The organism is Polaromonas sp., assembly GCF_039932935.1.
Taxonomy (GTDB): Bacteria; Pseudomonadota; Gammaproteobacteria; order Burkholderiales; family Burkholderiaceae_C; genus Polaromonas.
Genome location: NZ_JBDTPB010000146.1, coordinates 39,005 through 62,523 on the forward strand (window position 1 = coordinate 39,005; position 23,519 = coordinate 62,523).

Sequence of the window (23,519 nt, forward strand, 5' to 3'; positions counted from 1 at the left end):
GCAGCCGGCGACTGACTTCCAGGCGCGGCCTTCTGCCGCTGCGGCATGCAACCGACCGTCCTAGCGCCCTTCACGGCCCGCGACGGCGAAAACCTGGCGATCTATGAGTGGCCGCTGGACGCCTGGGCAACCGAAACGAGCCAACGTGCCTTGCCGCCGCGGGCCGTGGTGCTCTTAGTCCACGGTTTGGGTGAGCATGCCTGCCGCTATGAACATGTTGCCGGCCGCCTCCTCGATTGGGGATTCGCGGTTCGCGCTTACGACCAGCGTGGCCATGGTGAGTCGGGCGGAGCTCGCGGAGTGTTGCCCGATGAAACCGCACTGCTTGACGACCTCGCCGAAGTGATTGACGACACGCGCTTGCGTTGCCGGCATTTGCTGGACGACGAGCCCGCTTCAGCTGTGCAAGTCCCCGTATTGCCACTGGTTCTTTTGGGCCACAGCCTGGGGGGGCTGGTGGCAAGCCGCTTCGTCGCGTTGAAAATCCGGCCTGTGGAAGGCCTTGTGATGTCTTCACCAGCCCTGGATGCCAGGCTGGGTGTTCTGCAGAAGCTTCTGCTGGCGGTCATGCCTACGCTGGCACCCGACTTGTGCGTCAACAATGGGCTGGATGCGCGCTACCTCTCGCATGAAGGCGAAGTGGTCAAAAGGTACCTTGCCGACCGCCTGGTCCACCGCAAAATTTCTCCGCGCCTGGCCCGGTTCATCGCCACGGCAGGCCCCGAGACAATCGCTGCGGCGGCGAAATGGGCCACACCCACGTTGCTGATGTACGCAGGTGCCGACCGGCTGGTCAATCCCGCGGGCAGCCGCGCCTTTGCCGAAAAGGCCGCCAGCTCACCGGCCGTCAAGGCGGGTACTGTCACCACGCGCTGTTTTGAGGAGCTTTACCACGAACTCTTTAATGAGGTCGATGCCGAGCCGGTGTTTGATGCGCTGAAGGCCTGGCTGGACGCGCGGTTTTAGCGAAAATGGCTTCCAGCCCTTTGTGAGTGTGCGCCAGCAGCTATAAAAACAATAGCAACAGACGGCGCCCCCCGTGGTAGAGGCGGCTTCAGCCCGGACACACGGACGGCGAAAGCTTCAGGGGGTGCGGGACCTGCGCCTGTCCAGCGCGAGCCATGCCAGGCTGGCAGCGGTCAGGCCCAGCGGCAGCAGCGAACCCAGGTTCAACAAGGTCCAGCCTTGCGTAGTCACCAGCACGCCGGAGGCGAGCGACGAAACCGCCAGCACGGCAAAGACGCAGAAATTGAGCGCGCCTTGCGCCTTGTCTTTTTCTTCCGGACGGTAGGTCGTAAGCGCCAGGGTCGTGCTGCCGGTAAAGAGGAAGTTCCAGCCCAAGCCCAGTAAAAAGAGCGCCAACAGAAACTGCTTTAACTCCACGCCCGTGAGCGCGATGACCACGCAGAGCACGTTCAAGGCAACACCCACAGCCATGATGGGCAGTGCGCCAAATCGCCGGATCAGGTGGCCCGTGAAAAACCCCGGGGCAAACATGCCGATCACATGCCATTCGAGCACCAGCGCGACGCTGGAAAACGGCAGGCCACAGACCTGCATGGCAATGGGCGTGGCGGCCATCAGGAGGTTCATCACGCCAAAACCCAGGGCGCCAGCGCCCGCGGCCACGATGAACACCGGTTGCCGCATGATTTCGCCAAGCGGTCGACCTTCACTTGCCCCCACGCTTGTCACTTCGTGTACTACGCTGCCCCCCGAGGGGGCTGGCCTTGCTTGGGGCGGCCCGGCGCGGCGGCCGGGACTGCTGGTTTCGCTCGGCGGAAAATAGATAAAAACCATTAACGCCATCGACAGCAACGCCACGCCAGCTAGCGCGAGATACGCACCCGTAAAGGGCACATCGGTCAGCCCGCGTGTGTGGGCCGCGAGGTTGGGCCCAGCGATGGCACCCAGCAGGCCGCCGGCCATGACCAGTGAAATGGCCTTCTCGCGAAAGGCCGGCAGGGCAAGTTCGGCTGCGGCAAAGCGGTAGAGCTGCGCGTTGGCGTTGTAGTAGCCGGCCACTACCGTGGCAATGACCAGCAACCAGAAATTTTTGCTGTAGGCCGCATAGCAACACAGCAGGGCCGAAGCCACGGCCACCAGCAAACCCAGCTGGAACGATATCTTTCTCCCGAAGCGCATTTGCGTGCGCGCCACCACAGAGGTTGACAGCGCCCCACCCACCACATACCCCATGACCGGCAAGGTGGCCATCCAGCCCAGCGGTGCGAGATTCAGGCCGACCAGGCCGTTGATGGCAATGAAGGTGACATTGTTGGTGAGGAACAAGCCCTGGCAAACGGCCAGCAACCAGAGGTTGCGGTTCATGCCCGGGCTCCGCCCAGCGTCAGCAGGGACAGGCAAGCCAGGGGTGCGGTCTCGGCCCGCAGCACGCGTGGCCCAAGGGTAACCGGTGTGAAGCCGCAGGCAATGGCCGCCGCTTCCTCGGCAGGGCTGAGCCCCCCTTCCGGACCACTCAGAAAAGTCAAAGCACCGGAGGCGGCTTCTCCTGCCGAGGCTGCGATTTCGGCCAACGGGCGCGCGCCCGCCTGCAGGGAAAGCAGCAGCCGGGCGCCGCTGTCGGCCGTGGCCGATGCGATTTTCAGCCACTCCGCCAATGTGGCGACATCGTGGATGGGCGGGACCCGGTTGCGGCCGCATTGCTCGCAAGCGGCGACGGCAATACCGCGCCAGTGAGACAGCTTCTTGTCGGCACGCTCGCCCTTGAGGCGCAGCACGCTGCGCTCGCTCATCAGGGGCTGGATGCTCGCAGCGCCCAGCTCGGCGGCTTTTTCAATCAGCCAGTCCATGCGTTCATTGGCGGGCATAACAAGCGCCAGATGAATGGTCTGGCCGGCTTCGCGCCGTGTCGCGGTGTAGTTGCCCACTGTGACTTCCACGTCGCTGCGACCCATGCGTTGCACGGTGGCGTCAAACTCGCCTTCGCCGCCGGGCTCGCCGTTTCCCTGTCCGTTGAACAGCGTCAGGGCATCGCCAGGCTGCATGCGCAAGACCTGGACATGGCGGGCTGTGGCGGGCGGCAAGCTGACGGTGCTGCCCGGCACGAGCGCGATGTCAGCGAAAAAACGCGCGGTCATGGATGTGGCGCGGGAACGGGTGGCGCATGGAGTGTGCTGGCGCTGCTATAAAAGTAGTAGCTGCTCGCGCAGGACTGCAAAGGGCTAGGGCCTGATTGATGCATCAAACGTGTAGCCTATCCGGGTTTCATTGCCTTCGATCTCGTCGAGCAGTACCATCAGCGGGCCCAACTGCCGGTAGCGCGCGGCGGTGTTGCGTGCGTACTTGATGAAGCGCGGCGTGTCCGCCAGGTATTTGGGTTTCCCGTCGCGCAGCGTGAGGCGCGCAAAAATGCCCAGTACTTTAAGATGGCGCTGCAAGCCCATCCATTCCACGGCCCGGTAGAACTCACCGAAATCGTCGCCGACCGGCAGCCCGGCCTTGCGGGCCTTTTGCCAATACCGGACGGTGATGTCCAGCACGAAATCCTCTTCCCAGCTCAAAAATGCGTCGCGCATGAGGCTGGCAATGTCATAGCTGATAGGGCCGCACACCGCATCCTGGAAGTCCAGAACCCCCAGCCGGGTGGCGTTCTCAAGGGCTAGTTCGCTGTCCGAGGCCGCGGTCGGAACCGTATCTTTCACCATCAGGTTCCGAGGCATGAAGTCGCGGTGAACATAGACTCGCGCGCCGCCCAGCGAGTTCAGGTTGCTGGCTTTGATTTGTTCAAACAAGCCGTTCAGTTTGTCCTGTACGCCAGTGTCCAGTGCAATGCCGCGGTGTTTGGCGATGTACCACTCAGGGAACAGCGACAGTTCGCGGGACAACAGGGCGTCGTCATAAGGAGGAAGCACCCCCGGCTGCGACGCGAGCTGCCAGCGTATCAGCGCGTCTACGGCATCCGTGTACAGATCGTAGTGGGAAGGTGTAGGGCTGGCGATCACGCTGACATCGGTGGGCGGAACAATGACATCCATCATGGTCCGTGCGCCCAGGTCGCTCAGCAGCATGAAGCCCTGAACTTCGTCCCACGCCATTACGCGGGGCGCATTCAAACCGGCGCCGGCCATCAGCCCTGCGACCTGGACAAAAGGCCTGCAATCTTCCTGCGCCGGCGGCGCGTCCATGATGATGTAACTCGCATCGCCCGCCGCAGCGTCAACCCGGAAATAGCGGCGAAAACTGGCATCGGCCGAAGCGAGCCTGACCGTGTCAGCCCGCAACGCGTGCTGCCCGGCGGTGGCAGCGAGCCAGGCTTCGAAAGCGGCGGCACGCGTCGGGTCCGTCCATGCGATAGGAGGGGAAGTCATGTTTCGGAAGCCCCTGCCGGGCCTGCAACAGTGCATTGGCTCGACATTATGGGAAGGGGGTGGAGGGTCATGGATAATCGGGCCTGATTTTACAAACGGGTTTATCTCACATAAACGATGCACCGCGCATCCCCCTCGCCTTTTATTCTTTCCCCGATAGCCCAAGCTGTCTCCACGCTCGTGGTTTGCGCAGCTTTGGGGATGACCGGTGCCGGGAGGGCGCACGCCCAGACCGGGGCTGGCCCGCAAACACCTTTGCAGGAAGCGACGGTCGCCCCTTCGGCCGACATTCCCAAACTTAAATCTTCGTCCCAACTGGCCGAAGAGGTTTCCAGCGACCCGCAAAACAAGGGGCCCACATTTGTCTTTGGCGACCGGATTTCGGGACGCCCGGACCTCGAAACCGTGATCGACGGCAATGCGGAGTTACGCCGTGGAGCCACGGCGATCCGGGCAGACCGCATCGAGTATTACCAGCCCGATGATCAGCTCAAAACCCGCGGCAATGTGCGCATCAACCGGGCCGGCAACAGGTTCGAAGGGCCCGAGCTGGAAATCAAGCTGGACCGCTTCGAGGGCTTCTTCACCACTCCGACGTACCGATTCCTCAGCAATGGAGGGAACGGACAGGCACAGCGGATCGATTTCCTCGATGAAGGCCACCTGACGGCACAGGGTGCCAGCTATACCACCTGTGAGCGCAATGATGAGGCCAGCTGGACGCCATCATGGGTTTTGAGCGCCCGGAGCTTTGAGTTTGACCTGGAGCGCGAAGTGGGCGTCGCCAATGGCGCTGTGGTGCGGTTCAAGGATGTGCCGATTCTGGGCTTTCCCCGGTTCAGCTTTCCGTTGAGTGACAAACGCAAATCGGGTTTGCTGCCGCCCACCATCGGCATAGGTTCGGAAAATGGCTTTGAATACCGACAACCGTATTATTTCGATATCGCGCCGAACCGGGATGCGACGTTTTCGCCCACGCTGATGACCAAGCGCGGCGTGGACCTCGCCGGTGAGTTTCGATATTTGGAGCCAAAGTACAAGGGGGAACTCCATGGAAACTTCCTTCCGGGCGACAAATTGCGTAACCGTGACCGTTGGTCTTACGGTTACCAACACATAGGTACTATCGGTAGCGGCCTGTCATCCGTAGGTGATCTCGGCATTAACCTCAACTTGAACCGGGTAAGCGATAACGACTATTGGCGTGATTTTTCAGCCGTCAAGGGAGCGACGACGGACCGTCTTTTGGCCCAGGACGCAATCTTCTCCTGGAATCGCGGATTCTTTTCTTCTTCCATTCGCACGCTCAAGTGGCAGACCCTGCAAGATGTCACCTCGCCCATCGTTCCGCCCTATGACCGCTTGCCCCAATTCACAGCCGGCTACAGCCGTGTAGACGCGCCTGTGGCAGGGCTGGGCAATGGCTTCGACTGGTCGGTGGAAGGCGATTTCACCCGCTTTTCAGCAGACAGCCGACTGACTAACCAGCCCAACAGTGACCGGGCGATTACTCGATTGCAACTGAGTCGCCCGTGGTTGTTGCCGGGCGGATATATCACCCCCAAGGTGCAGTTGCATGCCACGAGCTACAAATTTGATTCAGCACTGCCCAATGGTGCAACAACGGCGTCGCGCGTGGTGCCCACCTTCAGCCTGGACAGTGGCTTGCAGTTTGAGCGAAACGCCAGCTTCCTGGGCCGAAACTTTACGCAAACCCTGGAACCGCGCGCTTTTTATGTCCGCACGCCCTATCGCGACCAGAGCTTTCTCCCCAACTATGACTCGGCGTCCAACGACTTTAACTTTGCCACGGTTTTTACTGAAAATGCCTTTGGTGGCAGCGATCGTATTTCAGACGCCAACTTGTTGACCTTGGGTGTTACTTCGCGACTGCTGGATCCTGCGACCGGTGCGGAAGCCGTGCGTGTTGGGATTGCACAGCGCTTTCGTTTTGAGGATCAGAAAGTTACCCTGCCAGGCGTGCTCCCGGTCACGGACCGCATCAGTGACCTGCTGGTCGGCGCTTCCGTCAATTGGGTACCGCAGTGGTCTTTCGACACCACGGTTCAATACAACCCTAAGATCAAACAGTCCGAAAGGGCATCGATCGGCGTGCGTTACAACCCCAGCAATTACCATGTCATCAGTGCCGCATTCCGGCGCCAGCGCAACGTCAGTGAACAAATTGACGTGGGCTGGCAGTGGCCCATCAATGATTTATGGGGTGATAAGGGAAAAGATCTGGGCGCCGGGCAAGGCCAGGGGGGCGGTCGTTACTATGCCGTCGGTCGCTTGAACTACAGCACGCTGGACAAAAAACTGGTCGATTCCATCATAGGAGTGGAATACGATGGCTGCTGCTGGATAGGCCGAGTGGTACTTCAGCGTTCCCAGACAGGCACCGGAAACGCCAATACGCGGATCCTATTCCAGCTTGAATTAGTGGGGTTCTCGCGCCTCGGCTCCAACCCCCTGGAATCCCTGAAGTCAAATGTTCCCCGTTACCAGTATCTGCGCGAGAATGTCAGCACGCCAAGCCGCTTTACCACTTATGACTAAACATCGCGCCCTTCCAGAACTTCTTTCCTACCCGGCCCATGCGATTACTTTTGCGTTGGCGCTTCTTTTGACGGCAGGAGCGCAGGCGCAGGGCCTGCGGCCGTCCGGGACGCTGCGATTGCCCGACGCGACCAGCGGTTCTGCCCGGGCTATAGGGGCGCAAGGAGGCGCGCAGCGGCAGGCCGATTTCATTGTGGCGGTGGTGAACTCAGAACCCATTACCAACAATGAAGTCCGTACCAAGCTAATTCGCACCGAGCAGCAAATGCTTCAGTTGGGGGCGACGGTGCCGCCGCGCAGCGAGCTGGTTGGACAAATCCTGGAGCGGCTCATCAGCGACAAGGCGCAACTGCAGATGGCGCGCTCTTCGGGCTTGCGGATCGAAGATAACGCGGTAGAGGGCGCGATCCAGACCGTCGCCAGCCAGAACCAGCTGACGGTCACCGAGCTGCGCAGCCGGCTGAAGACCGACAACATCGACTACACCCAGTTCCGCTCGGAATTGCGGGACGAGCTGCTGGTCAGCCGCTTGCGCCAGCGCGAGCTGGAAGCCCGGGCGACGGTGACGGAACAGGAAGTCGACCAGTTCCTGCGCGACCAGGATGGCGGCACACAGCCGTCTTCGGTGGCGCTGAACCTTGCGGAGATTTTGATCGCCGTGCCGGAAAATGCCACGCCCGATCAGGTCGCAGCGTTGCAAGCCAAAGCCCAGCAGGTCTTGGAGCGCGCGCGCAACGGTACCGATTTCGCGGCTCTGGCCGCCGAAGCCTCAGCCTCCCCCACGCGTGCTTCCGGTGGACTGATGGGCTTGCGCATGGCGGACCGCTACCCGGAACTGTTTGTGGAGGCCACCGCCAAATTGCAGGCCGGAGGGTTGGCTGGCCCGGTTCGAAGCGGCGCCGGTTTTCACATTCTCAAAGTCATCGAAAAGCGGCAGGGCGGCATGCCCGGTGCGATGGTGGCGCAAACCCATGCGCGGCATATTCTGCTGCGTCTGACGCCTCAGCTCAGCGAAGCGGCCGCGGTGGAAAAACTGGCCGGATTCAAAAAGCGCATTCAGGCCGGACAAGCGGATTTTGCGGCGCTTGCGCGCGAAAACAGCGAGGACGGCTCGGCCAAGGAGGGAGGCGATCTCGGCTGGGCGAGCCCTGGCATGTTTGTGCCGGAGTTTGAAAAAGTCATGAACGGCCTGGCGCCAAACCAGGTGTCGGATCCGCTGGTGTCCCGTTTCGGTGTCCACCTCATTCAGGTTCTCGAGCGTCGCGAAACCCAGATGTCGCAGCGCGACCAGCGGGAAATGGCGCGGGGTGTGCTGCGTGAGAAAAAACAAAACGACGCCTACGCTGTGTGGGCCCAGGAAATCCGGGGCCGTGCCTATGTGGAATACCGCGAAGCACCGCAGCTGTGAGCACCGACGCGCATTTCCTTTCGCGCTCATGCGTGGATTTTGTGCGTAGACCGGAACATGGGTTTTCCCTGGTGTGCAGTCGCTGTTTTGACGCAGGTCAGATGGCGCTGAGGCCGTCCACGGTGTGAAACATATTCCGCGTAAGCGTTTTGGCCAGCATTTCCTGACCGACCAGGGCATTGTCGAAGGCATCGTGCGGGCCATTGCCCCGCGTCCCGGCCAGGCTGTGGTGGAGATCGGACCAGGATTGGCCGCTTTGACCCAACCCCTGGTTGAACGTTTGGGGCACCTGACGGTGATCGAGCTGGACCGCGATCTGGCGCGCCAGTTGCGACAGCATCCGCAGCTGACGGTAGTTGAGTCCGACGTGCTCAAGGTCGATGTCCGTGATCTGGCGCACACGGCATGTGCCAATGAACAGAAACTTCGCGTAGTTGGTAACCTTCCTTACAACATCTCCACGCCTATCCTGTTTCATTTGCTGGAGGCCGTTCAGGTCATAGAAGACCAGCACTTCATGCTGCAAAAGGAAGTGATCGACCGCATGGTGGCGGCGCCCTCCACCAGCGACTACGGCCGGCTCAGCGTGATGCTGCAGTGGCGTTATGCGATGGAAAACGTGCTGTTTGTGCCGCCGCATAGTTTCGACCCGCCTCCGCGCGTCGACAGCGCCGTGGTGCGCATGGTGCCTCATGCAACCCCGGAAGCGCTGGACGTGAAGGTTCTCAGTGAACTGGTACAGGTTGCTTTCAGCCAGCGCCGCAAGCTGCTGCGTCATACCCTCGGGAAATGGCTGGACGGCGAGGGTTTCGGCGGGCAGTTTGACGTCCAAAGACGTGCTGAAGAGGTGCCGGTTGCCCAGTATGTGGCGCTGGCACAGGGCATCGGGCAGCTGCGCCAGTAGGACGGTGCATCCGGCATGAAGATATTTGTTATTTCCCTTCCTGAAGCCGCGGCAAGGCGCGCGGCAATTGCCCGGCAGATGGCGGCGCTGGGACTGACCTACAGTCTGATTGACGGCGTACGGCCCGATCCCACGCGCCCGGCCGAGCTTGGTTACAACGAACGGGGGCGACTTCTTCGCTACGGCTACGGCATGGCGCCTGGAGAGATTGGCTGTTTCCTGGCCCACAGGCAAGCCTGGAGAGCAGTGCAGGCGCATGGCAAAAAATGCGTGGTGCTGGAAGATGACGTGCTGGTGCCGGGGCTGAATGTCGCCTTGCTTGAGCGGCTTGCACTGGCGCCCTATCCCATCGTGAGGCTCGCAGGTATTTTTGAAAAACGCCATAAATTCGTGGACGACAGCCCCTTTGCCAAATACTGGGGTGATCCTGCGGGGACGGCGGGGTATATGCTCGGGCCTCGCGAGGCGGCTCAGCTGCTGCGACGATCAGCGCGGTTCTACATGGCCGTGGACGACTTCATGGAGGCGCGTCATTTGCACGGCGTCAATACCTATGCCTTGCTGCCGTACCCGGTCCGGCAAGCCGGCGTGGACACACAAATAGGCCATCGGTTACGACCGCATTTGTCGGGCTTTGCGCGCCTCCGGCTGATGCTGGTCCGCATTCCGGGCGACCTGCACGAATATTGTCGCCGCGTGCTTTATTACGTGTTGTAAAGCGCACGCCTAACCGGCGAAGCGCCTGAGCGGTAGAAAGCAAAAAGCCCGCGACAAGCGGGCTTTTTGACTTCAGCCTTTTCTTCAGGCTGCTGCTAACCAATAACCCGCGTTAAACGGGCTGCTCATGCGCAATGCCAATGGCGATACGTCTACCAACTTGTCCGTCGGCATGACTTCTTCGCCTTCGGCGACTGCTTGCTGGGCCTCATTCGCCCGATCCCCTTGGCCAATGTCTGGGGAGCGGGCTACAGAAAAGAATAGAAACATCTGAACGGTATCTTGCGATCCGCCCAGTAATCAGAGGCATCCCGGAAGATGTCGAGCAGTTGCTCGCGCGCTTCCTTGTCAAATTTGGCATTGGCGGGAATCTGCTCCAGCACAACGATAAAGCCAGGCTGTGGCCCAGACTTGTGGACCAAGTCCGTCATGCAGTCGTACAAGGCGTCAAAGTTCTTGCCGAAATGCGCCGGAAAGGTGTACTGCGCTGCAATCATGTCCAAGACGTCCTGTTTGCTCTGGGCATTGCCCAGGTTGGCATACAGAAAATGCTGGTTCAGATGCGTTGCCGCATCCTGCAGGTCTTGCACCCGGAAGGCACGTATGGATTGAACGATATTGGGACGTACCCCGCGCAAGGGCGTTTCACCGTCCTTGCGCAAAGGCGTCTCGTTGTCCCGACGAAGTGGTGTATCCATCTCCGCTACTCTTTCTCTTAAGTCAAAAACTCAAAATGACAACCACAGTTCAGTTTATTGACTGAACGATTCTGCGAAAACTCGCATAGTGATCGTCGGTGTAATAACAGGCATCAGGCGCGACGGGTTTCAAGCCGCCACACACAATGCGCCGGGCTCCCCGGCTTCGTTCACCGGGCGTCCTGACGGTGTATTCGCGGTAGTAACCGCGCTTTTGATCCGGTAGCAATCGCTCCCGGTTCCCGAACACCACGCCGTCTTTCTCATGCTTGAAAGGCCCGCCCTGGTAAATCCGCGCCATCATGTCCCGCCCTTGTGGGGGCAACTGAGCCATGGCAACAGTCCCGATCGGAACTGGGCTTTTCGCTTGCACCATGCTGGGGATTGCCCCGGCCAAGCCGGTTGCCAAAATCAGCCACATGGCCGTTTTGGCCGCCCACCCATTGCGCAACATGAAAAACCTTCTCTCGAATCCCAGAGTCGCCCGCTGATTTCTCGGGTTAACCCTTAAATTTCAAGAGAGGTAGTTTGCCGCATATGCCCAAAAAACGCAAGCGGATGCTGAAAATTTAGGCAGTAAAGGTAGAGGTTATTGACTTGTTAAGTTAGTACTAGCTATCTAATTTTGGCTTATCGGCTCGCGTTGGCATCCGCAACCGTGAGAGCGGTCATATTGACAATACGCCGTACTGTTGCTGTCGCGGTCAGGATGTGCATGGGTTTGTTGGCGCCCAGCAGGACAGGGCCAATGGCGATATTGCCGCCAGCCGCCGTTTTCAGCAGGTTGTACGAGATATTGGCCGCATCAATATTGGGCAGCACCAGCAGGTTGGCCTCGCCTGTCAGGGTGCTGTTGGGCATGATGAGTGCGCGCGCGTCCGCGTCGAGCGCCATGTCCCCGTGCATTTCGCCGTCGACTTCCAGCCAGGGCGCCTTTTCGCGCAGCAGTTCAAGCGTGCGGCGCATCTTCAGCGCGCTGGGGAGGTTGGAAGAACCAAAGTTCGAATGTGACAGCAGCGCCGCTTTGGGCTTGATGCCGAAGCGCATCATTTCCTCCGCCGCCATGGTGGTGATTTCTGCAAGTTGTTCGGCTGTCGGATCGCAATTGACATGCGTGTCGAGCAGGAACACCTGACGTCCCGGAAGCAGCAAGCCGTTCATGCAGGCATACGTATTGACGCCTTCCCGCTTGCCGATCACCTGGTCGAGGTAATCAAGATGGTGTGCCGTCGTGCCCCAGGTGCCGCAGATCAGGCCGTCCACATCGCCCTTGTGCAGCAACATGCCGGCGATCAGTGTGAGGCGACGGCGCATTTCGATCTTGGCGATCTGCACAGTCACGCCGCGGCGCTCCATCAGGCGGTGGTAGGTTTGCCAGAAGTCGCGATAACGATGATCCTGTTCGACATTGACCACGTCGTAGTCGAGCTCTTCCTTCAACCGCAGGCCGAATTTCTCGATGCGTTGGGCAATGATGGCGGGGCGGCCGATCAGCGTCGGGCGCGCCAGGCCTTCGTCCACCACGATCTGGCACGCGCGCAATACGCGCTCTTCTTCGCCTTCCGCGTAAGCCACGCGCTTGCGGGCTGCCGCTTTGGCGGCCGCGAAAATCGGCTTCATGACGGTGCCGGAGGCGTAGACAAAGCTTTGCAGCCTCTCGCGGTAGGCGTTCATGTCCTGAATTGGCCGCAGGGCCACGCCACTGTCGGCTGCGGCCTGGGCCACCGCAGGGGCGATCTTCATCATCAGGCGCGGATCAAAAGGCTTGGGAATCAGGTACTCAGGGCCAAATGCCAACTTCTCGCCCACGTACGCCGCCGCGACGACTTCGCTCTGCTCGGCCTGGGCCAGCTCGGCAATGGCGTGCACGGCCGCGATTTCCATTTCTACGGTGATGGTAGACGCGCCGGCATCCAGCGCGCCCCGGAATATGTAGGGGAAACACAGGACGTTGTTGACCTGGTTGGGATAGTCCGTGCGGCCGGTGGCCATGATGGCATCGTCACGCACGGTCCGGACGTCTTCGGGCGTGATTTCCGGGTTGGGATTGGCCAGCGCCAGGATGATGGGCTTGGCCGCCATCTTGGCGACCATGTCCTTCTTGAGCACACCGCCAGCGGAAAGGCCGAGAAAAATGTCTGCGCCCGCGATGACGTCATTCAGCGTGCGTGCGTCGGTCTTTTGCGCAAACTGGATTTTGTCCTCATCCATGAGTTCCGTGCGGCCTTCGTAAACCACACCGGCCAGATCGGTCACAAACACGTTTTCGCGCTGGATACCCAGCTTGAGCAGCAGGTTCAGGCAGGCCAGCGCCGCTGCGCCTGCGCCGGAAGTCACCAGCTTGACCTGCCCCGGACCCTTGCCGACGACCTTGAGCGCATTCAGGACGGCCGCGCCCACGGTGATGGCGGTGCCGTGCTGGTCGTCATGAAAGACCGGGATCTTCATGCGCTTGCGCAGCTCGCGCTCAATATAAAAGCAGTCGGGCGCCTTGATATCTTCAAGGTTGATGGCGCCGAAGGTCGGCTCCAGTGACGCGATGATGTCGACCAGCTTGACCGGGTCTTTTTCATCGATCTCGATGTCGAACACGTCCACGCCGGCGAACTTCTTGAACAGCACGCCCTTGCCTTCCATGACGGGCTTGGAGGCCAGCGGACCGATATCGCCCAGGCCCAGCACGGCGGTGCCGTTGGTCACCACCGCCACCAGGTTGCCGCGGCTGGTGTACTTGAAAGCGTTGTTCGGGTCCTTGACGATCTCCTCGCAAGGCGCGGCCACGCCAGGGGAATAGGCCAAAGCCAGGTCGCGCTGATTCGTCAGTTGCTTGGTCGCCGCGATGGCGATCTTGCCCGGCGTCGGAAACTCGTGGTATTCAAGCGCGGCGCGGCGCAGTTCAGCGCGCTTTTCCTCCTGGTTGGCTTCACTGTTATTGGGCGTCGCGGCGGTGGGTGTCGGCATCAGCAGGTCTCCAGCAGAATCGGTCAAAGCGACCGTCAATTTCTTGTAAGGTCTGCGATTGTAGGCCGCTCAAGGGGGAAACCCTAGTAAGTGAATCTACGCAACCAGGTGCTTCGCTTTTGACTTTTTTGCACGGAAAGCCGACATGCAGGTTCAGTCCCGGAATGTTGGGAGCCGGTAGCGGTCTTTTGCGGCATTTAAGCGAAAAATAACGCCAAGTTCCGCGGCCACCCGCTCCATGCTCAGCGTGTCACACCCAGCAAATGGTCCAGGCGCTCGGGTTGCTCGCGCAGAGCCGATGCCGTATCCGCATGAACCACCCTCCCGCGGTCCAGCACAACGGCAAGGTCGGAGATCGCCAGAACAGCCTGGGGATGCTGTTCCACGATGATGGCGCTCAGGCCTTCTTCGCGGGTAATGCGGCGTATGGCCCGCAGCAACTCTTCCACGATGATCGGTGCCAGGCCCTCCAGCGGCTCGTCCAGCAGCAGCAGCTTCGGGTTGAGCACCAGAGCCCGTCCCACGGCCAGCATTTGTTGCTCGCCACCTGACAGTTGCGTGCCCAAGTTGGTTTTGCGCTCCGCAAGGCGCGGAAACATCGCATACACCCCCTCGGGATCCCATTTGCCGGGGCGTGCCACGGCCGTCAGGTTCTCGTGGACCGTCAACGACTTGAAGATGTTGCGTTCCTGCGGCACCCAGCCTATGCCGGCTGCCGCGCGCTCATGAGAGGGCAACCGGTGCAATGCGGCCGCGGCGGCACCCGCGCCGAATGAAATAGATCCTCCGTGCTGCCGTGTTGCGCCCGCCAGGGTGTTGATCAACGTGGTCTTGCCGGTGCCGTTGCGCCCCAGCAGCGCCAGCGTCTGGCCTTCACCGAGCGCGAGCGATACCTCGTGCAGCACCACCGCTTCGCCATATCCCGCGCGCAGACTTTCTATTTTCAGCAGCTCAGCCATGGCTGACCTCCTCGCCGTGACCCAGGTACACCGCCTTGACGCGCGGGTCAGCGGCAATCTGCTCCGGTGTACCTTCAGTCAGCAGGGTCCCATTCACGAGCACCGTCATGGTTGTGGCGAAGCTGAACACCAGGTCCATGTCGTGTTCAATCAACAGCACCGACACGTCGGCAGGCAAGGCGGCCACGGTCTGCAGCAATTCCTCGCGTTCGCCGGCTGGCACGCCGGCCACCGGTTCATCGAGCAGCAGCACGCGTGGTTCGCAAGCCAGCGCAATGGCGATTTCCAGCAGGCGGCGCTTGCCATAGGCCAGCACACGGGTCGGCTGGTCCATGACCTCGGTGAGATGGAACTGCTCCAGCAACTGTGCGCAGCGTTCGGCAACCCGCGCATCGCGGCCCAGCGTCTGCCACCAGCGCGCGCCCAGCCCTGCCTGTTGCGAGACTGTGAGCGCCAGCGTCTGCAAAGGCGTGAGCGAATCGAACAGCTGGTTGATCTGAAAGGTCCGCACCATCCCACGCTTGACACGTTGATGCGGCGCCAGGCGGGTGATGTCCGCTCCTTCCAGAAGGATGCGCCCTTCGGTCGGCTGAAGCACACCGGTCAGCAGGTTGATCAGCGTGGTTTTGCCGGCGCCATTGGGGCCGATCAGCGCATGGCGCGCGCCGCGTTGCAGCGTCAGGCTCACGTTGTTGGTGGCCGTGATGCCGCCGAAGCGCATCACCAAGCCTTGGGCGGACAGTACCGTCTCCGGCGCCAGCTCGCTCATGGTTGTCCTCCGCGCCGGCGCGTAGCGATCCATATCCAGGGCCGGATCAGCCGATCACGGCCCACCAGTACCAGGACCACCAGGAAGAGGCCGACCCAGAATGTCCAGTACTGTGGCGTGATGGATGACAGCGCGTCCTGCATCAGTTTGAACACAATGGCGCCGACAACCCCGCCATAGAGCCAGCCCGTTCCGCCCACCACCAGAATCAACAGCACATCCGCGGAGCGATGAAACTCAAAAAGATCCAGCGAGGCGAAGCCGGTGGTTTGCGTCAGCAGCGCGCCGGCTGCGCCGGCCACGGCGGCTGCGATGGTGTACGAAACCGCCAGCCGCGAGGTCACTGGAACGCCGACGGCCATGGCCCGCAGGCGGTTGTCGCGAATCGACTTCAGCGAAGCGCCAAACGGTGAATGCACGAGGCGGCGCATCAGAAAAAACAACAGCAGCAACACGGTGAGCGAGTAATAAGCGGCGGTACGGCCAGACAAATCAAATTCAAAACGCCCCAGCAGCGGGCCCATGACCACGCCCTGCAGCCCGTCAGCGCCACCGGTCAGCCAATCCAGCTTGTTCGCCAGCTCCAGCAGGATCAATGCGACGCCGAGCGTGACCATCAACCGCGTCAGGTCGCTGCCGCGCATGATGGTGAACGAGCACAGCGCGCCCAGCAGTGTGGCCGCGACAATGCCGACGGCCAGACCCACCAGCGGATCCGGCATGACAAGCTTGGCAAAAAGCGCCGCGGCGTAGCCCCCCATGCCGAAGAACGCGGCGTGGCCCAGCGAAACAATGCCGGTGTAGCCCAGAATCAGGTCCAGCGAAATCGCAAACAGTGCGACGATCGCAATCTCATTGATGATCAGTGCATGGCTGGGCAACAGCACCGGGGCGGCAAAGGCGGACAGCCACAGCAAGGGCTCCCAAAGCCGCCAGCGGCTGGCACTCAGCAGCGATTGTTGGGTGTTCATGTCACTTGCCTCCCTTGCGCACAAAGAGGCCCTGCGGCCGCCAGATCAAAATCACGATCATCAGGCTGTAGACGATGAAGGCCCCCAGCTTGGGGATGTAGTACTTGCCCGCTACGTCGGCAATGCCGAGCAGCAAGGCGGCCAAGAGCGGGCCGGTGATCGACGACGTGCCGCCAACAGCGACCACGATCAAAAAATAGATCATGAATTTGAGCGGAAAGCTCGGGTCCAGGCCCAGCACTTCGGCGCCCAGTGCGCCGCCCAGCCCAGCCAAGCCCGAGCCGACTGCAAAAGTTGAAAGAAACACCGCGTTCACATTGATGCCCAGACCTGCCGCCACACGCTGGTCGTCCACCGAAGCGCGCAGCCGGCTGCCGAAACGTGTGCGTGCCAGCACGTATTGCAGGGCCACCGTCAGCGCGGCGCACACGGCGATGATGAACAGCCGGTAGTGACCCATGCCCAGCATCCAGGCGCCGCTGCCGATTTCAGTGCGGCCCTTGAGCCAGCCCGGCAATTGCACAATCTGCTGCGTTGAACCGACAAAATAATCCACGCTAGCCACCGCCATGAACACCAGGCCGATGGAAAACAGCACCTGGTCCAGGTGCGGCTTGTGATAGAGCGGACGGTACAGCGTGCGCTCAAGGACTCCGCCCAGCAGTGCTGAGGCGGCAAAGGCCAGCGGCAGGCACAGCAAAAAGGGAACGCCGTAGTGCTGCATCAACAGCACCGTGACGTAGCCGCCGGCCATGGCAAAAGCACCGTGTGCAAGGTTGATGAAGTTCATCAGCCCCATGGTCACCGCCAGGCCCACCGCCAGGATGAACAGCAGCATGCCGTAAGCAATACCGTCAAAAAGAAGGGTCAGCATGCTTTGCCGGATGATCCGTGTTTGCTTGAAGGAGCCTATTCCAGGAACTGCGCGGAACCGGCCTTGGCCTGTCCTGAGCTTGTCGAAGGGCCGGGCCGCAGAGGTTGCCCCCAGCAGGGGGGAGGCGACGCGAAGCGGCGCTTCGGGGGGTTACTTATTTTTGCCGGGATCCTTGACGTCCTTGATCACGTCGAACTCCACGTTGTAGAGCTGGCCGTCTTTCTTCTCGACTTTGCGCAGGTAGACGCTCTGCACGATGTCGCGCGTCTGCGCGTCGATGAAGATCTTGCCGCGTGGGCTTTCAAACAGCTGGCCCTTCATGGCTTCGAGCAGCGCGTCGCCGCTCTGGCCCTTGCTGGTTTTGAGCGCTTCGTAGATCACGCGCATGCCGTCATAGCCGCCGACCGCCATGAAGTTGGGGCGCAGGCCCTTGTTGGCCTTGGAGAAGGCCTCCACAAACCGCTTGTTCAGCGCCGAAGGATGCGCGGCCGAATAGTGGTGTGAGGTGACCACTCCCAGCGCGCCGTCGCCCATGTCGTTGAGCTGGTCGTCGTCCGTCACGTCGCCGGTGGCGATCAGCCGGATGCCCGCTTTGTCCAGGCCACGCTCAAGAAATTGCTTCATGACGGCCGCGCCCGCGCCGGAAGGCACGAAGACAAACAACGCGTCGGGTTTGTTGTCGCGCACTTTTTGCAGGAATGGCGCGAAGTCCGGATTGCGCAGCGGCACGCGCAGCGCATCGGTCACCTGGCCACCGTTGAAGGTCAGGCGGTCCTTGAAATATTTCTCGGCATCAATGCCGGGGCCGTAGTCGGACACCAGCGTCACCACTGTCTTGATGCCGTTTTTGGGCGCCCAGTCGGCCAGCGCCACCGACACCTGTGGAAGTGTGAAGCTGGTGCGTACGATGTAGGGCGACGCCTGGGTGATGCTCGATGTGGCCGCGGCCATCACCACCATGGGCGTCTTGGACTGCGTTGCGATGGGCGCGGTGGCGAGAGCCGAAGGCGTGATGCCGAAGCCCGCCAGCACATTGACCTTGTCGTTGACAACCAGTTCCTGCGCCAGGCGGCGGGTGGTGTCCGGTAGCGAGGTGTCGTCCTTCACGATCAGCTGGATTTTTTTGCCCGCCACGCTGTCGCCGTTTTGCGCCATGTAAAGCCGCACCGCCGCTTCAATTTGCCGGCCCGTGGTGGCCTGCTGGCCCGTCATGGGAAGGATGAGGCCAATCTTGAAGGTGTTGTCCTGGGCCAGGGCGGGTGCGGCCGAAGCCAGGGCGGTAGCAGCAAGCGCAGCGGTGGTAAAGAGGCGTCTTTTCATGATTTGTCTCCGGTGGTCGATTTTGAATTTATAAGGGTGGAATTTTGCGCCAGTTTACTGAGCGTTCGTGATAAGTACCAATGTTCTGTACACGAACTTTGCGGGTGCTCCGGAAGCGCGCAGGGATTCAACGGTTCAATTAGGGCCTGTTAACGCTATTGATGCATTTGCGTTGCGAGTCAAAAGGCCTTGAGCAAGACGCAAAACGCAGGCGGGGTGACCCCCGTCAATGCTTTGCAACGCCGCGCAAGGCCTTTTTGATCGCAACCCGGAGGGAATGGGGTGAAAAAGGCGCCACTCGGCGTCGAGCTCCTGGCCCAGACGCCCGGTCTGGGCGTCGTCGCGCGCCTTGATTGCCGCCGTTTTCACCCCATTCGCATTTGCATCAATAGCGTTAACAGGCCCTAGTCGGGCCGGTAGGAAGAATCCAGCGTCACCGAGCCGACCACCCGTGAGACACACGCGCACAGCCGCGTGTTCCCCTGTTTTTCGTGCTCGCTCAAAAATACGTCGCGGTGGTCGATCTCGCCGTCCAGCGCCAGCACGTCCAGCGTGCACAGGCCACATTCGCCGCGCTTGCAGTCAAAGACGGCTTGTACCCCTGCCTGTTCCAGCGCGTCCAGCAGGCTGCAGTCGGCCGGCACCATGATGTCCAGCGCGTGGCGAGGGATCTGCACCCGAAAAGCCTGCGGTGCAAAGCGCCCACTGTTGCCGAAGGTCTCATAGCGCAAGTCGGCCGCCGGCCTGCCCGCGGCGTGCCAGGCATGGCGCGCCGCGTCCAGCATGGGCACCGGACCGCAGACATACATTTGCGCGCCGGCCGGCAACGCCGCAATCTCGCGGTCAAAGTCAATCCGCGCGGCGACATCCGCATGCAGCCTGTCGCCCAGGCAGCCCTGCAATGTCTCGACGTAAGCCAGTTCGGCCTGGCTGCGCGCGCCATACAGCATGCGCAGCGGCCGGCCTGATTGGGCACAGCGGGCGGCCAGCGCTTCGGCCATGCCTACCAGGGGGGTGATGCCAATGCCGCCGGCCACCAGCAGGTAAGCCGGCGCGTTGAAGTCCAGAGGGAAATGGTTGCGCGGGCCACTGACCTGCAGCCGGTCGCCCGCAGCCAGCTGCCACATCGCGCGAGAACCGCCGCGGCCGTCGTCCAGCCGCTTGACGGCGATGCGCCACGTTCGCCCGTCGGTCTGGCCGACCAGGGAGTAGGAACGCAGCTGCGGCTTGCCGTCCACCAGCAGCTGTACCTGCAGGTGGCTGCCGGGTTCGTGGCGCTGCACGCCTTCCGCGCTGCCTGCAGGGCGAATGGCGAATTCGCGCACGGTAGGCGTGAGGTCCCGAAAGGATTCAATGACCGCATCGGTCCAGCTGGAGTTTGCTTTCATTCAGTTTTCCGTGGTCTCTTCAGTCTCTTCAATTCGCGGGCCGTCGTGGAACCGGCTTTGCCGGGCCGCAGGCCGCTTCGGGGGGTCATTTTTTTCTGATCAGGCGAACACCGGGCATCTGGTCCAGGTTGTGGCTGGCCACGGCGGCGCGCAGGTTGCGCTGGGCCAGTCGCGAGTGCTCGCGCATGATGGCCTCTGCGCGCGAACCTTCGCGCTGCTCAATGGCGTCCAGCACCTGGCGGTGCTGGTCCTGCGCCACGACCAGCATGTCGCGCGCGCCCGGCGAATTGGCCTGCACCACGACAAAACCTGAAGGCGATGCAAAAGGCAGGCTGAACACGCGCTCGAGCTCCTTGGCAATCACGCCACTGCCGGCCATTTCGCCCAGCAATTCATGAAACCGCTCGTTCAGCGCGACATAGGCCGAGAAAGCTTCGTCGTCCAGCGCGGGCTGGCTGAGCACCGCATCGATCTTGCCCAGGCATTCGCGGGCTTCGTTCAACACCACGGTGGGCGCGCCGCGCTCGGCCGCCAGCCGCGCCGACAGGCCTTCAATGGTGCCGCGCAGCTCGATGGCTTCGGACACATCGCGTTCGGAAAATGTACGCACGGCATAGCCACCGTTGGGCAGCGACTCCAGCAGGCCTTCCTGTTCCAGCCGCATCAATGCCGCGCGGATGGGCGTGCGTGAGAAGCCGAGCTTTTCGACGATGGACAGTTCGGCAATGCGTGCACCGCCGGGCAGCTCCCCGGCCAGAATCATCTCGCGAAGCTGCAACTGTGCCCGCACCTGCGCACTTTCAAGGCTATTTTGGCCTGTAGCCCGTTCGGAATGAGCGCCAGCAGCTACTGAATTGATAGCATTTGTTGTTGTGGCTTGCATGAGAAGTGGTTTCCGTTCAGGCGGCCCGCCGGATGGCGATGACGGGTGCTGGTGGTTTCTCCTGCGCGATCAACCCGTCTATCAGGTGCCGGGCCCACATGGAGCCGGCATCGATGTTGAGGTTGTAGAACTGGTGGTCCGGGTGTTCGTCGATGGCGATCTGCTGTGCTTCCAGCACGTGTTCGTCCTCGCGGAAGATGCCGGCCACGCCCTCGCGCAGCTGGTGAGTCAGGCGCTGCTCGCCCAGGCAGTAGTTGCGCGCGAAAGCCCAGAAGTAGTGGCAGCTGCCGTCGGTCTCGGGTGTCACCGTGTTCAGTACAAAGCCGTTAACGCCCTTGCTGCGGTCGCCCGGACGGCCGTCTTTGGGCGGCGCGCCCGACCCGGCCTCGGCCACACCGACGTCAATGTTCACGGTGCAGGGCGCTTCGAATTTGATGATCTGCCACCGGTCTACCGGGCCTTTGTAGCCGCGCGCATGCTCGATCTGCCCGGCCCAGAACGGCGGCGCGTCGATGTTTTCCATCCAGCGCGTCACGGTGGCGGTGCGGTCGCCGTGCGTGGCTACAAAGGGGGCTTCAGCCACCGCGCGCTGGCCGATGCTCGAGCCGTGCACAAAGGTTTCGTGCGTCAGGTCCATCAGGTTGTCCACCACCAGGCGGTAGTCACATTTCACGGTGATCAGCTTTCCGTCGCCGGCCCAGTCCGCGTCGTCGTTCCAGTGCATGTCGGGCACCAGCGCCGGGTCGGCTTTAGCCGGGTCGCCGGGCCAGATCCAGACGAAGCGGTGTTTTTGCACCACCGGAAACGAGCGCACACAGGCCGAGGGGTTCAGCGTTTCCTGGCTGGGCATGTGGGTGCAGCGGCCCTGGGCGTTGTAGACCAGGCCGTGGTAGCCGCAGGTCACTTCGTCGCCGTCCAGCGTGCCCATGGAAAGCGGCAGCAGCCGGTGCCAGCAGGCGTCCTCCAGCACGGCCACCTGTCCGTCCGTGCGGCGAAACATCACCACCTTCTGCTTGCAAATCGTGCGCGCCAGCAGCGTCCGGCCTACCTCCACGTCATAAGCGGCGGCATACCAGGCGTTCAGCGGAAAAGTCGATTTTTGAACATTCATGGATACGCAATGTATACAGAAAATGCCAAAAAACCAAGAAACTCAGTGAATTTCAGGGTAAATACCAAGTTTATGTATTCATTCTCAGAAAAAAGTTTGACATAACATGAGGCCTTGCGCTGAACCGTCCGTCCCATTCCAGGAGATCCCATGACCGCCAAACTACCCGCCCGTTACGACCACGTCGGCAGCTTTTTGCGCCCGCAGTACCTGCTGGAGGCTCGCGAACAAAAGGCCAAAGGCCAGATCACACCTGAACAGCTGCGCAAGGTCGAAGACCAGGCCATCACCGAGATCGTGAAGTTCCAGGAAGACGTGGGCCTCAAAAGCATCACCGACGGCGAATTCCGCCGTACCTACTTTCACATCGACTTCCTGGAGCAGATTGGCGGCGTCAAGACCGACATCCCGGTCACCATCCAGCGGCCCGACGGCAGCATGGAACTGGCGCCCCCCGTGATGCGCGTGATCGACAAAGTGCGCCACGTAAAAGACATCCAGCTCGCCGACTTTCAGTACCTCAAGAGTCAGGTCAGCGCGGGCAACACGCCCAAGGTCACGATTCCCTCGCCTACCATGCTGCACTTTCGCGGTGGCCGCGCCGGCATTAGCAAAGAGGCCTACCCTGAGCTCGACCCGGCCTTCTACGACGACGTGGCCAAGGCCTATGGCGACGAGCTGCGCAGCCTGGCCGCCGCCGGCTGCACTTATGTACAGATGGACGACACCAACCTGGCCTACCTGTGCGATGAAAAAATGCGCGAAGCGGCGCGCCAGCGCGGCGACGACCCCAATGAGCTGCCGCACCGTTATGCCAAATTCATCAACAAGGTGGTGGCGCAAAAGCCCGCCGGCATGACCCTGGCCATGCACCTGTGCCGCGGCAACTTCAAGAGCACGCACGCCGCGGCAGGCAACTATGAGCCGGTGGCAGAGGCGCTGCTCAAGGAAATGGACCTGGACGCCTACTTCCTGGAGTACGACGACAGCCGTAGTGGCGACTTCCGGCCGCTGCGCTACCTGCCCAAGGGGAAAACCGTTGTACTGGGCCTGGTCACCACCAAGTTCGGCGAGATGGAAAGCAAGGACGACCTCAAGCGCCGCATTGAAGATGCTGCCAAATACGCGCCGCTGGAGCAGCTCGCCCTGTCACCTCAGTGCGGCTTCAGCAGCACGGTGCACGGCAACAACATCGCCGTGGAAGCGCAGCGCAACAAGCTGCGCCTGGTGATCGAGACGGCGCAAGAGGTGTGGGGCTAGGGCCTGAGCGCTTCGCCTTGGGGCATCCTAGGAGAGATCGCCCGCCGTTTAATGTGGTGTTTGTGGTCAAAATGGCCGTGAGCCCAAGTGAACAGTGCGCCAGCAGCTCCTGAAAAGATAGCGCGCAGTGCGCGCACTCGTTGCCGAGTGGACCCCGCTGGCGGCTGCCTGGTGGGCCAGCTCTTTGTGCGCACCGCCTTTCGCAACGCCTCCTCTTGGATGCAACTGGTTGCTTACAACATAGTGAGCTCAGCTGCTGAATGCCCGCACATCGGCAATTAATACATCAAGTTACATTTACCACTCGGGAGTCTTATGACTCTGGCCGGCTCGGCAAAAAAGCAAAATATCACTAAAAAACAATCACTTACGACAAAATTTGGCTTTTAAGGCGCGAAAAGAATAG

Annotated in this window: 20 protein-coding genes; 6 read left to right on the forward strand and 14 right to left on the reverse strand. The window is 61.3% G+C overall.

What is annotated here, in order from left to right; translation table 11 throughout:
* Window positions 1-45 precede the first annotated feature (45 nt).
* A complete protein-coding gene (locus ABI546_RS23335) occupies window positions 46-966 on the forward strand; it encodes a lysophospholipase (RefSeq protein WP_348050770.1) in 921 nt (306 codons plus the stop codon).
* Window positions 967-1,083: 117 nt separating this feature from the next.
* On the opposite strand, the gene ABI546_RS23340 is transcribed toward ABI546_RS23335, so the two are convergent.
* The 3 genes from ABI546_RS23340 to ABI546_RS23350 all read right to left on the reverse strand — a co-directional run bounded on the left by ABI546_RS23340 (window position 1,084) and on the right by ABI546_RS23350 (window position 4,331).
* Entirely contained in the window at window positions 1,084-2,331 is a 1,248-nt protein-coding gene (locus ABI546_RS23340; protein WP_348050772.1) for an MFS transporter, read from the reverse strand.
* Window positions 2,328-3,101 carry a 16S rRNA (uracil(1498)-N(3))-methyltransferase gene (locus ABI546_RS23345; RefSeq protein ID WP_348050774.1) on the reverse strand — a complete coding sequence of 258 codons (774 nt, stop codon included), beginning with the start codon at window positions 3,099-3,101 and terminating at the stop codon, window positions 2,328-2,330. The genes ABI546_RS23340 and ABI546_RS23345 overlap by 4 nt, the downstream gene beginning before the upstream one ends.
* Before the next feature lie 84 nt (window positions 3,102-3,185).
* On the reverse strand, window positions 3,186-4,331 hold the full coding sequence (locus ABI546_RS23350) for a phosphotransferase (protein ID WP_348050776.1): 1,146 nt from the start codon (window positions 4,329-4,331) through the stop codon (window positions 3,186-3,188).
* 117 nt (window positions 4,332-4,448) lie between these two features.
* On the opposite strand from ABI546_RS23350, the gene ABI546_RS23355 reads away from it, so the two are divergent.
* The 4 genes from ABI546_RS23355 (at window position 4,449) to ABI546_RS23370 (ending at window position 9,919) form a co-directional block, all read left to right on the forward strand.
* The gene (locus ABI546_RS23355) at window positions 4,449-6,890 is read left to right on the forward strand and encodes an LPS-assembly protein LptD (protein WP_348050778.1); all 2,442 of its coding nucleotides are present in this window, start codon (window positions 4,449-4,451) and stop codon (window positions 6,888-6,890) included.
* Window positions 6,883-8,298, forward strand: a complete 1,416-nt coding sequence (locus ABI546_RS23360) for a peptidylprolyl isomerase (protein ID WP_348050780.1) — start codon at window positions 6,883-6,885, stop codon at window positions 8,296-8,298. Before ABI546_RS23355 ends, ABI546_RS23360 begins: the two co-directional genes overlap by 8 nt.
* 124 nt (window positions 8,299-8,422) lie before the next feature.
* A complete protein-coding gene (gene rsmA, locus ABI546_RS23365) occupies window positions 8,423-9,202 on the forward strand; it encodes a 16S rRNA (adenine(1518)-N(6)/adenine(1519)-N(6))-dimethyltransferase RsmA (protein ID WP_348050782.1) in 780 nt (259 codons plus the stop codon).
* A gap of 15 nt (window positions 9,203-9,217) precedes the next feature.
* Window positions 9,218-9,919 (forward strand): glycosyltransferase family 25 protein, encoded by a 702-nt coding sequence (locus tag ABI546_RS23370; protein WP_348050783.1) that lies wholly within the window; start codon window positions 9,218-9,220, stop codon window positions 9,917-9,919.
* A 248-nt stretch (window positions 9,920-10,167) separates the two neighbouring features.
* Here the strand turns inward: ABI546_RS23370 and ABI546_RS23375 are convergent, their stop codons facing one another.
* The 11 genes from ABI546_RS23375 to ABI546_RS23425 all read right to left on the reverse strand — a co-directional run bounded on the left by ABI546_RS23375 (window position 10,168) and on the right by ABI546_RS23425 (window position 21,853).
* A complete protein-coding gene (locus tag ABI546_RS23375; RefSeq protein WP_348050784.1) occupies window positions 10,168-10,617 on the reverse strand; it encodes a barstar family protein in 450 nt (149 codons plus the stop codon).
* 49 nt (window positions 10,618-10,666) lie between these two features.
* Window positions 10,667-10,993: a ribonuclease gene (locus ABI546_RS23380; RefSeq protein ID WP_348050810.1), complete on the reverse strand. Its 327-nt coding sequence runs from the start codon at window positions 10,991-10,993 to the stop codon at window positions 10,667-10,669.
* Window positions 10,994-11,247: 254 nt separating this feature from the next.
* On the reverse strand, window positions 11,248-13,578 hold the full coding sequence (locus tag ABI546_RS23385; RefSeq protein ID WP_348050785.1) for an NADP-dependent malic enzyme: 2,331 nt from the start codon (window positions 13,576-13,578) through the stop codon (window positions 11,248-11,250).
* Between the two features lie 242 nt (window positions 13,579-13,820).
* Window positions 13,821-14,537 carry an ABC transporter ATP-binding protein gene (locus ABI546_RS23390; protein WP_348050786.1) on the reverse strand — a complete coding sequence of 239 codons (717 nt, stop codon included), beginning with the start codon at window positions 14,535-14,537 and terminating at the stop codon, window positions 13,821-13,823.
* A complete protein-coding gene (locus tag ABI546_RS23395; RefSeq protein ID WP_348050788.1) occupies window positions 14,530-15,306 on the reverse strand; it encodes an ABC transporter ATP-binding protein in 777 nt (258 codons plus the stop codon). Before ABI546_RS23395 ends, ABI546_RS23390 begins: the two co-directional genes overlap by 8 nt.
* Window positions 15,303-16,277 carry a branched-chain amino acid ABC transporter permease gene (locus tag ABI546_RS23400; protein WP_348050790.1) on the reverse strand — a complete coding sequence of 325 codons (975 nt, stop codon included), beginning with the start codon at window positions 16,275-16,277 and terminating at the stop codon, window positions 15,303-15,305. Before ABI546_RS23400 ends, ABI546_RS23395 begins: the two co-directional genes overlap by 4 nt.
* Window position 16,278: 1 nt before the next feature.
* Window positions 16,279-17,151, reverse strand: coding sequence for a branched-chain amino acid ABC transporter permease (locus ABI546_RS23405; protein WP_348050792.1), 873 nt, complete (start codon window positions 17,149-17,151; stop codon window positions 16,279-16,281).
* Window positions 17,152-17,301: 150 nt separating this feature from the next.
* Window positions 17,302-18,474, reverse strand: coding sequence for an ABC transporter substrate-binding protein (locus ABI546_RS23410; RefSeq protein WP_348050812.1), 1,173 nt, complete (start codon window positions 18,472-18,474; stop codon window positions 17,302-17,304).
* 401 nt (window positions 18,475-18,875) lie between these two features.
* Window positions 18,876-19,859 (reverse strand): PDR/VanB family oxidoreductase, encoded by a 984-nt coding sequence (locus ABI546_RS23415; protein ID WP_348050794.1) that lies wholly within the window; start codon window positions 19,857-19,859, stop codon window positions 18,876-18,878.
* Window positions 19,860-19,944: 85 nt separating this feature from the next.
* Entirely contained in the window at window positions 19,945-20,742 is a 798-nt protein-coding gene (locus ABI546_RS23420) for a GntR family transcriptional regulator (protein WP_348050796.1), read from the reverse strand.
* A gap of 16 nt (window positions 20,743-20,758) precedes the next feature.
* Window positions 20,759-21,853 carry an aromatic ring-hydroxylating dioxygenase subunit alpha gene (locus tag ABI546_RS23425; protein WP_348050798.1) on the reverse strand — a complete coding sequence of 365 codons (1,095 nt, stop codon included), beginning with the start codon at window positions 21,851-21,853 and terminating at the stop codon, window positions 20,759-20,761.
* A 150-nt stretch (window positions 21,854-22,003) separates the two neighbouring features.
* On the opposite strand from ABI546_RS23425, the gene ABI546_RS23430 reads away from it, so the two are divergent.
* Window positions 22,004-23,113, forward strand: a complete 1,110-nt coding sequence (locus tag ABI546_RS23430; RefSeq protein WP_348050800.1) for a 5-methyltetrahydropteroyltriglutamate--homocysteine S-methyltransferase — start codon at window positions 22,004-22,006, stop codon at window positions 23,111-23,113.
* Window positions 23,114-23,519 lie beyond the last annotated feature (406 nt).

What these genes read in the sequence shown, in the direction of transcription:
- ABI546_RS23340 (WP_348050772.1), bottom strand. Translation starts at nt 2,331, where the DNA reads ATGAACCGCAACCTCTGGTTGCTGGCCGTTTGCCAGGGCTTGTTCCTC.
- ABI546_RS23350 (WP_348050776.1), bottom strand. Translation starts at nt 4,331, where the DNA reads ATGACTTCCCCTCCTATCGCATGGACGGACCCGACGCGTGCCGCCGCT.
- ABI546_RS23430 (WP_348050800.1), top strand. Translation starts at nt 22,004, where the DNA reads ATGACCGCCAAACTACCCGCCCGTTACGACCACGTCGGCAGCTTTTTG.
- ABI546_RS23355 (WP_348050778.1), top strand. Translation starts at nt 4,449, where the DNA reads ATGCACCGCGCATCCCCCTCGCCTTTTATTCTTTCCCCGATAGCCCAA.
- ABI546_RS23425 (WP_348050798.1), bottom strand. Translation starts at nt 21,853, where the DNA reads ATGAATGTTCAAAAATCGACTTTTCCGCTGAACGCCTGGTATGCCGCC.
- ABI546_RS23395 (WP_348050788.1), bottom strand. Translation starts at nt 15,306, where the DNA reads ATGAGCGAGCTGGCGCCGGAGACGGTACTGTCCGCCCAAGGCTTGGTG.
- ABI546_RS23390 (WP_348050786.1), bottom strand. Translation starts at nt 14,537, where the DNA reads ATGGCTGAGCTGCTGAAAATAGAAAGTCTGCGCGCGGGATATGGCGAA.
- ABI546_RS23405 (WP_348050792.1), bottom strand. Translation starts at nt 17,151, where the DNA reads ATGCTGACCCTTCTTTTTGACGGTATTGCTTACGGCATGCTGCTGTTC.
- ABI546_RS23400 (WP_348050790.1), bottom strand. Translation starts at nt 16,277, where the DNA reads ATGAACACCCAACAATCGCTGCTGAGTGCCAGCCGCTGGCGGCTTTGG.
- ABI546_RS23415 (WP_348050794.1), bottom strand. Translation starts at nt 19,859, where the DNA reads ATGAAAGCAAACTCCAGCTGGACCGATGCGGTCATTGAATCCTTTCGG.
- ABI546_RS23375 (WP_348050784.1), bottom strand. Translation starts at nt 10,617, where the DNA reads ATGGATACACCACTTCGTCGGGACAACGAGACGCCTTTGCGCAAGGAC.
- ABI546_RS23360 (WP_348050780.1), top strand. Translation starts at nt 6,883, where the DNA reads ATGACTAAACATCGCGCCCTTCCAGAACTTCTTTCCTACCCGGCCCAT.
- ABI546_RS23345 (WP_348050774.1), bottom strand. Translation starts at nt 3,101, where the DNA reads ATGACCGCGCGTTTTTTCGCTGACATCGCGCTCGTGCCGGGCAGCACC.
- ABI546_RS23380 (WP_348050810.1), bottom strand. Translation starts at nt 10,993, where the DNA reads ATGGTGCAAGCGAAAAGCCCAGTTCCGATCGGGACTGTTGCCATGGCT.
- ABI546_RS23420 (WP_348050796.1), bottom strand. Translation starts at nt 20,742, where the DNA reads ATGCAAGCCACAACAACAAATGCTATCAATTCAGTAGCTGCTGGCGCT.
- ABI546_RS23385 (WP_348050785.1), bottom strand. Translation starts at nt 13,578, where the DNA reads ATGCCGACACCCACCGCCGCGACGCCCAATAACAGTGAAGCCAACCAG.
- ABI546_RS23335 (WP_348050770.1), top strand. Translation starts at nt 46, where the DNA reads ATGCAACCGACCGTCCTAGCGCCCTTCACGGCCCGCGACGGCGAAAAC.
- ABI546_RS23370 (WP_348050783.1), top strand. Translation starts at nt 9,218, where the DNA reads ATGAAGATATTTGTTATTTCCCTTCCTGAAGCCGCGGCAAGGCGCGCG.